Origin of the sequence: Streptomyces sp., assembly GCF_035644915.1 — a bacterium.
Taxonomy (GTDB): domain Bacteria; phylum Actinomycetota; class Actinomycetes; order Streptomycetales; family Streptomycetaceae; genus Streptomyces.
In genome coordinates this window covers 1-6,967 of record NZ_DASQNP010000181.1, presented here as the reverse complement: position 1 = coordinate 6,967, position 6,967 = coordinate 1, and the positions used below count along the sequence as shown (strand labels likewise).

Below are 6,967 nucleotides of genomic sequence, written 5' to 3'. Positions count from 1 at the left end.
GGAGGTGGCCGGCCGGCGGTTCGGGCGCGATGAGCTCGAAGTGAGCTGGGCGACCGACCTCTGGCTGCGGGGGTGGAAGGCCAAGCGGCAGGTGGTGACCGGCGAGCCGATACGGTCGCTGTCCGAGGACGAGGCGGTCCGGCTGTCCGCGCTCGCCGGGCTCTGAGCGCCACCGCCCAGCGGCTTGCCACGCAGTCTTGGCCCGGTCATCGGTCCGGGTACGGAGAGGTGGGCCGGGAGCGGAGTCGGCCGTCGGCCCGGTTCGTGCGGTGTGCCGGCGGATGTGGGCGCCGATGGCGGCGTGCTGCCCGTCGTGGCTTCGGTGGCCGGTGCCGTCGCCGCCCCGGCCGGCCGTGGCGGCTGTGGTGCCCCGTGCAGGCGCGCTCCGTCACAGGCCGACTCCCCTTCTTCCGGAAGGGGATGCCGCCGGGACGGGCAGTTCACCGAGCGGCACCGTCCCGCCGGGGCGCACCGCGGGGGACGGCCGGCGCGCCCCCGGCGGTGCACATCCGGGTCCCCGGTCTTGTCACTGCCGCCCAACCGGCCGTATAACGTTGCAAGGGTCGGCATCGACACTTCCGAGTCAGGATCGATCCGGGCTCCGGCAGCAGAGCGGAAGGATCCTCGTGCGGGTCAGCCTCAAGGACGTCGCATCGCACGTGGGAGTGTCGGTCAAGACCGTCTCCAACGTGGTGAACAACCACCCGCACGTCGCTCCCGCCATGCGCGAACGGGTCCAGCGGGCGATCGACGAGCTGGGTTACCGTCCGAACCTGACCGCCCGGCACCTGCGCAAGGGCCGGACGGGCATCATCGCCCTGGCCGTACCGGAGCTGGGGAACCCCTACTTCGCCGAACTCGCCGCGGAGGTGATCGACGCGGCGGCCGAGCACGACTACACCGTGCTGCTGGACCACACCGGGGGCAGGCGGGACCGGGAACTGCTCGTGAGCCAGGGCTTCCGGGTGCGGGCCATCGACGGCCTGATCCTGAGCCCGATCGAGCTGGAGACCGAGGACCTGCGCGAGCGCACCGAGCGCGCGCCGCTGGTCCTGCTCGGCGAGCGCGAGTACGACCTGCCCTACGACCACATCGCCATCGACAACGTCGCCGCGGCCCGGCAGGCCGTGCGCCACCTGATCGACCTGGGACGCCGCGAGATAGCGTTCCTCGGCGCCCGGCGGGGCCGCAGCCAGCCGGCCCACCTGCGCCTGCGGGGCTGGCGCGAGGAGCTCAGCTCCGCGGGACTCCTGGCGGACGACCGCCTGGTCGCCGCGACCGACGGCTGGGGACACGCCGACGGCGCGGCGGCGATGGCGCGGTTGCTGCGGGCCGGGCGGCGCCCCGACGCGGTGTTCGCCTACAACGACCTGATCGCCATCGGAGCGATGCGGGTCCTCGCCGAGCACGGGCTGCGGGTGCCGGAGGACGTGGCCGTCGTCGGCTTCGACGACGTCGTCGAGGGCCGCTACGGAACGGTGACCCTCACCTCGGTGTCCCCCGACAAGGCGGCCATCGCGCGCCAGGCCGTGGAAGCGGTCCTGGCCGGACTGCGCGGCGAGGACCACGAGCCCCGGAAGGTGCAGGCGGGCTACCGTCTCGTTGAGCGGGAGAGCACGCTCGGACGCCGCTGATCCGGCTTCCCGCGAAGTCCCCCTTCCGGTTTTACATCGTTGCAAGTCCCTGGATCTCCTCTTCCCGCCCGCCCCGTTCCGCACCCCTCCGGAGGGGCCCGGCGCCTTCCCTCCGGGAGGGGCGCCGGTGAGGTCCGGGCACCCCGGAATGCACGGCGGCGAATTCCGGTACGGTTCCGCGGCGTTCGCCGGTCCGGCCGCGCGGTCTGCGGCACCGCGGCCGGACGTGCGGTGCGTACGGTGATGCGGGGCAGGCAGGACGGCGATTCGTCCCATGGCACCGGTCCCCCCGGAGTCCTCCGGTGGCCCTCCACGGCCGAGGCGAGCGCTTCGCAGCCGCACATGGCCCAACTCTCCTTTGAGCAAGGGGGTTTGAATTCCCATCACCCGGGGAGGAGCCCCGGCCGGGACACCGTCCCGGGTTGCGACCTTGCGGTGCGCGCAGTCTTTACAGCCGCCTTCCAACGATGTAAACCTCTGCGAGCGGGCCCGGCACGACGCTCTCACGGCCCTCGTCAGCGTTCCCCAGAACCACCGCAGAGTTCCCAGGACCACCACCCTCCCTGTCCACCACCGCCAGCGCGCCATCCGGATCGGGGTACCCCATGCCGTATCGCACCAACCAGCGCCACCCGTTCGCCAACCGTTCCGCCGCCGTCGGCCTGGCCGCACTCATGGCCCTCACCGCCGCCGGGTGCGCCAAGTCCGAGGACGACGCCTCGGGCCGGGCCGAGTCGTCGGCGACGGCGCAGGCGGAGCAGAAGGTCGCCAGCCCCAGCCCCGGCGGGAAGAGCTGCACCCTCAAGGCGTACGGCGGCCGGAAGATCGACCTGGAGAACGCCACCGTCGGCTTCTCCCAGTCCGAGAAGGAGGCCAACCCCTTCCGGATCGCCGAGACGCAGTCCATCAAGGCCGAGGCGGAGAGGAGAGGCGTCAAGCTCCTGACCGCCAACGCCCAGTCGCAGTTCTCCAAGCAGATCAGCGACGTGCAGGACCTCCTCGCCAAGGGAGCGGACCTGCTGGTGATCGCTCCGCTGAACTCGGACGGCTGGGAACCGGTGCTGCGCGCCGCGGCGGCGAAGAAGGTGCCCATCGTCACCATCGACCGCAAGATCAACGCCGCTCCCTGCAAGGACTACGTCAGCTTCATCGCCTCGGACTTCGTCGAGCAGGGCCGGCGCGCCGCCGACCAGATGATCGAGGCGACCGGGGGCAAGGGCAAGGTCGCGATCCTGCTGGGCTCCGCGGGCAACAACGTCACCACCGAGCGCACCAAGGGGTTCAAGGACCGGATCGCCGAGAAGGCGCCCGGCCTGGAGATCGTCTTCGAGCAGACCGGTGACTTCGTCCGGGAGAAGGGCCAGCAGGTCACCGAGCAGCTCATCCAGTCCCAGCCGGACATCACGGGCATCTACGCCGAGAACGACGAGATGGGTCTCGGTGCCGTGGGCGCCCTCAAGAGCGCGGGCAAGAAGCCCGGCGACGTCAAGATCGTCACCATCGACGGCACGCGCAACGCCGTCCAGGGCGTCGTCGACGGCTGGATCCAGGGCGTCATCGAATCCAACCCCCGCTTCGGCCCGCTCGCCTTCAAGACCCTGGACGACTTCACCCGGGGCGAGGAGGTCCCCCAGAACGTGATCATCCAGGACGGGGCGTACGACGCCGACAACGCCCGGCAGGACATCGGCAAGGCGTACTGACGACGAGCCGTGCGGGGCCCGCACCCGGGCCCCGCACCACCGGGCCGCTCCCCCGCTCCCCACCCCCTGGAGGTTCAGGTGGAACCCTCCGCCGAAGTCCTCGCCGTGCGCGGACTGTCCAAGGCATTCCCCGGCGTCCAGGCCCTGGACGACGTGTCCCTCTCCCTGCGCGAAGGCGAAGTCCGCGCCCTGATCGGGGAGAACGGCGCCGGCAAGTCGACGCTGATCAAGCTGCTGACCGGCGTCCACCGGCCCGACGCGGGCGAGATCACGCTCAGGGGCGCCCGCGTGCGGTTCTCCACCCCGCTGGAGGCTCAGCACGCCGGGATCTCCACGATCTATCAGGAGGTCAACCTCATCCCCCTGATGAGCGTCGCCCGCAACCTGTTCCTCGGGCGCGAGCCCCGCACCCGGTTCGGTCTGCTCGACATGGGCCGCATGCACCGCGAGGCCGAGGAGATCCTGCGCTCCTACGGCGTGCGGGTCGACGTGCGCCGGCCGCTGCGCACGCTGGGCGTCGGGGCCCAGCAGATGGTCGCGCTCGCCCGCGCCGTCTCCGTGGACGCGCGGGTGGTCGTCATGGACGAGCCGACGTCCTCCCTGGAGCCCCGGGAGGTGCAGAAGCTGTTCGGCGTCATCCGCCGGCTGCGCGACAGCGGCATCGCCGTCCTCTACGTCAGCCACCGCCTGGACGAGCTGTACGCCGTGTGCGACACCGTCACCGTGCTGCGCGACGGCCGTCTCGTGCACGACGGGAAGCTCGGCGAACTGGACCGGCTGTCCCTGGTGTCCACCATGCTCGGCCGCGAGCTGGGCGAGGTCCGCCGGGAGGGCGCGACGAAGTTCAGCGGGCACCACACGGCGGCGGACGACCGGCCGGTGCTGACCGCCGAGGCCCTGGACGTCCCCCACCGGCTGCACGGCGTGTCCCTGGCCGTCCGGCCCGGCGAGGTGGTCGGCCTCGGCGGCCTCCTCGGTTCCGGCCGCACGGAGACGGCCAAGGCCATCGCCGGGGCCCTGCCCGTGCGCTCCGGAAGCGTCACCGTCGACGGGGAGCCGCTGCGCACGGGCTCGACGTCCGCCGCGGTGCGCGCCGGGATCAGCCTGCTGCCCGAGGACCGCAAGACGGAGGGGATCGTGCCCGGCCTGTCCGTGCGCGAGAACATCGCGCTGGCGGCGCTCCCCCGGCTCTCCCGCTTCGGACTGGTCTCCGAGGCGCGGATCGACCGCCTGGTGGACACCTTCGTCAAGCGGCTGCGGATCAAGGCGTCCGACCCGCACCAGAAGGTCGGGGAGCTCTCCGGCGGCAACCAGCAGAAGGTGCTGCTGGCCCGCTGGCTGGCCATGAACCCCAAGGTCCTCCTGCTGGACGAGCCGACCCGGGGCATCGACGTCGGCGCCAAGGCCGAGGTGCAGAAGCTCATCGACGAACTGGCCGGGGACGGCCTGGGCGTCCTGCTGATCTCCTCCGACCCGGAGGAGCTGATCGAAGGGTCCGACCGCGTGATCGCGCTGAAGGACGGCACGGTCGTCGGCGAGCTGACCGGCGGGGACGTCACCGAGGACGGGCTCATGCGGGCCATCGCCGAGGGCGGGGCCCCGCTCCCCGCCGGAGAGGCGGCCGACCATGACTGACGTCACCGTGCGCCCGAGCGCCCTCGACCGCGCCCGCGTCCTGCGCTGGCTGCAGGACTACGGGGTGTACGCGGGGGTGGCCGTGCTGTTCCTCGTCAACGTCGCCATCACCCCGCACTTCGTCTCCGCGGAGAACTTCCGCACCCAGGCGGTGCAGGTCGCTCCCGTGATCATCGTGGCGCTCGGCATGGCGCTCGTGATCGGCACCGAGGGCATCGACCTGTCGGTGGGCTCCGTGATGGCGCTGGCGGCCTCCGTCACCGCCCTCTACCTCGGATACGGACCGGTGCCGGCGCTGCTGATGGTGGCGCTCTTCGCCGCCGCCGTGGGCCTGGCCAACGGGGCCCTGGTGGCCTTCGTCGGGGTGCAGCCCATCGTGGCCACGCTCGCCCTGATGGTCGCGGGCCGCGGTGTCGCCCTGGTCCTGCTGCCGCAGTTGGAGGACATCCGCAACCCCGCCCTGGTCTCCCTGGGCTCCGGCGACCTGGCCGGCGTGCCGTACCTGATCCTCGTCGCCGCCGCGCTCGCCCTGCTGGTCGCCTTCGTCGTCCGGCGCACCACCTTCGGGCGGCAGCTCCTGGCGATCGGCGACAACCGGACCGCCGCGCAGCTCGCCGGCCTGCCGGTGCGACGGGTGCTGATGGTGGTGTACACGGCCTGCGCCCTGCTGGCGGCGGTGGCCGGCGTCCTGGCCACCGCCCGGCTCCAGGCGAGCGACCCCACCTCGCTCGGCACCCTGATGGAGCTCTCCGCGATCACCGCGGTCGTGGTCGGCGGCACACCGCTCAGCGGGGGCAGGGTGCGGATCGCCGGAACGGTGGCGGGCGCCGTACTCATCCAGTTGCTCACCGCCACCCTCATCAAACACGATCTGCCGCCCTCCTGGACGCAGATCGCCCAGGCGGTGGTGATCGTGCTGGCGGTGTACGCGGCACGGGGAGGAGGAAGGCGATGACCGCGACCAGGACCGAGGCAGAGGAGTCCGCGGCGGGCGCCGGGACGGTACGGACGGTGTCCGCCAAGGCCACCGACGACGGCCGCCCGGAGCGGCTCGGCGCGCTGGTCCAGCAGCACGGGGCGCTCGCCGTGCTGATCGTCGTCTCCGTCGCCGCCTCGCTGGGCTTCGACTCGTTCGCCACCGGGGACAACCTCTCCAACATGGCGGTGTCCTCGGCCTTCCTGGCCATCGTGGCACTCGGCATGACGTTCGTGATCATCACGGGCGGCATCGACCTGTCGGTCGGCTCGCTCTTCGCGCTCGGCGGCGTGCTCGCCGCCTGGGGCTCGCGGTACGGCACGGTGGTGGCGCTGCTGCTGCCGCTCGCCGTGTGCGGTCTGATCGGCGTGGTCAACGGGCTGCTGATCGCCCGGGCGCGGCTGGCGCCGTTCATCGTCACCCTCGCCGCGATGCTCGCGGCCCGCGGTGTGATGCTGACCATCACCGACGAGGGCGCCAACACCTATCTGGTGGCCAAGGGGTCCCTCCTGGCGGAGATCGGCCAGGGAACGACGCTCGGGCTGGGGAACCCGGTGTGGATCACCCTGGTGCTGTTCGGCGCCGGCGCCCTGGTCCTGCGGCGCAGCCGCTTCGGACAGCACGTCTACGCCATCGGCGGCAACGAGGACGCCGCCGCGCTGATGGGCGCGCCGGTGGCCCGCACCAAGATCGTCGTCTATACGGTGTCGGGCCTCCTGGCCGGTCTGGCCGGCGCGCTCAACGCCGCCTGGCTGGCCTCCGGCGTGACCATCCTGGGCGTCGGCATGGAACTGGAGGCGATCTCGGCGGTCGTCATCGGCGGCACCCTGCTCACCGGCGGGCTCGGTTACGTCAGCGGTTCCCTGGTGGGGGTGCTCCTGTTGAAGGTCATCCAGAACGTCATCAACCAGATCGGCTCCCTCGACTCGGCCTACCAGCAGGTCGTCAGCGGCACCTTCCTGGCGGTCGTCGTCGTCGCGCAGACCTGGCTGGGCCGGCGCCGCCGGGTGATGTGACCC

At 72.0% G+C, this 6,967-nt stretch carries 5 protein-coding genes; all 5 read left to right on the top strand.

What is annotated here, in order from left to right; all coding sequences use genetic code 11:
- Window positions 1-626 precede the first annotated feature (626 nt).
- The 5 genes from VE546_RS19845 to VE546_RS19825 all read left to right on the top strand — a co-directional run bounded on the left by VE546_RS19845 (window position 627) and on the right by VE546_RS19825 (window position 6,964).
- Window positions 627-1,634, top strand: coding sequence for a LacI family DNA-binding transcriptional regulator (locus tag VE546_RS19845; RefSeq protein ID WP_324924203.1), 1,008 nt, complete (start codon window positions 627-629; stop codon window positions 1,632-1,634).
- A gap of 605 nt (window positions 1,635-2,239) precedes the next feature.
- Window positions 2,240-3,337, top strand: coding sequence for an ABC transporter substrate-binding protein (locus VE546_RS19840; protein WP_324924201.1), 1,098 nt, complete (start codon window positions 2,240-2,242; stop codon window positions 3,335-3,337).
- A gap of 78 nt (window positions 3,338-3,415) precedes the next feature.
- Window positions 3,416-4,972: a sugar ABC transporter ATP-binding protein gene (locus VE546_RS19835; protein ID WP_324924199.1), complete on the top strand. Its 1,557-nt coding sequence runs from the start codon at window positions 3,416-3,418 to the stop codon at window positions 4,970-4,972.
- Window positions 4,965-5,927: an ABC transporter permease gene (locus VE546_RS19830; RefSeq protein ID WP_324924197.1), complete on the top strand. Its 963-nt coding sequence runs from the start codon at window positions 4,965-4,967 to the stop codon at window positions 5,925-5,927. The genes VE546_RS19835 and VE546_RS19830 overlap by 8 nt, the downstream gene beginning before the upstream one ends.
- Window positions 5,924-6,964, top strand: coding sequence for an ABC transporter permease (locus VE546_RS19825; protein ID WP_324924195.1), 1,041 nt, complete (start codon window positions 5,924-5,926; stop codon window positions 6,962-6,964). Before VE546_RS19830 ends, VE546_RS19825 begins: the two co-directional genes overlap by 4 nt.
- The last annotated feature ends 3 nt before the right edge of the window (window positions 6,965-6,967 follow it).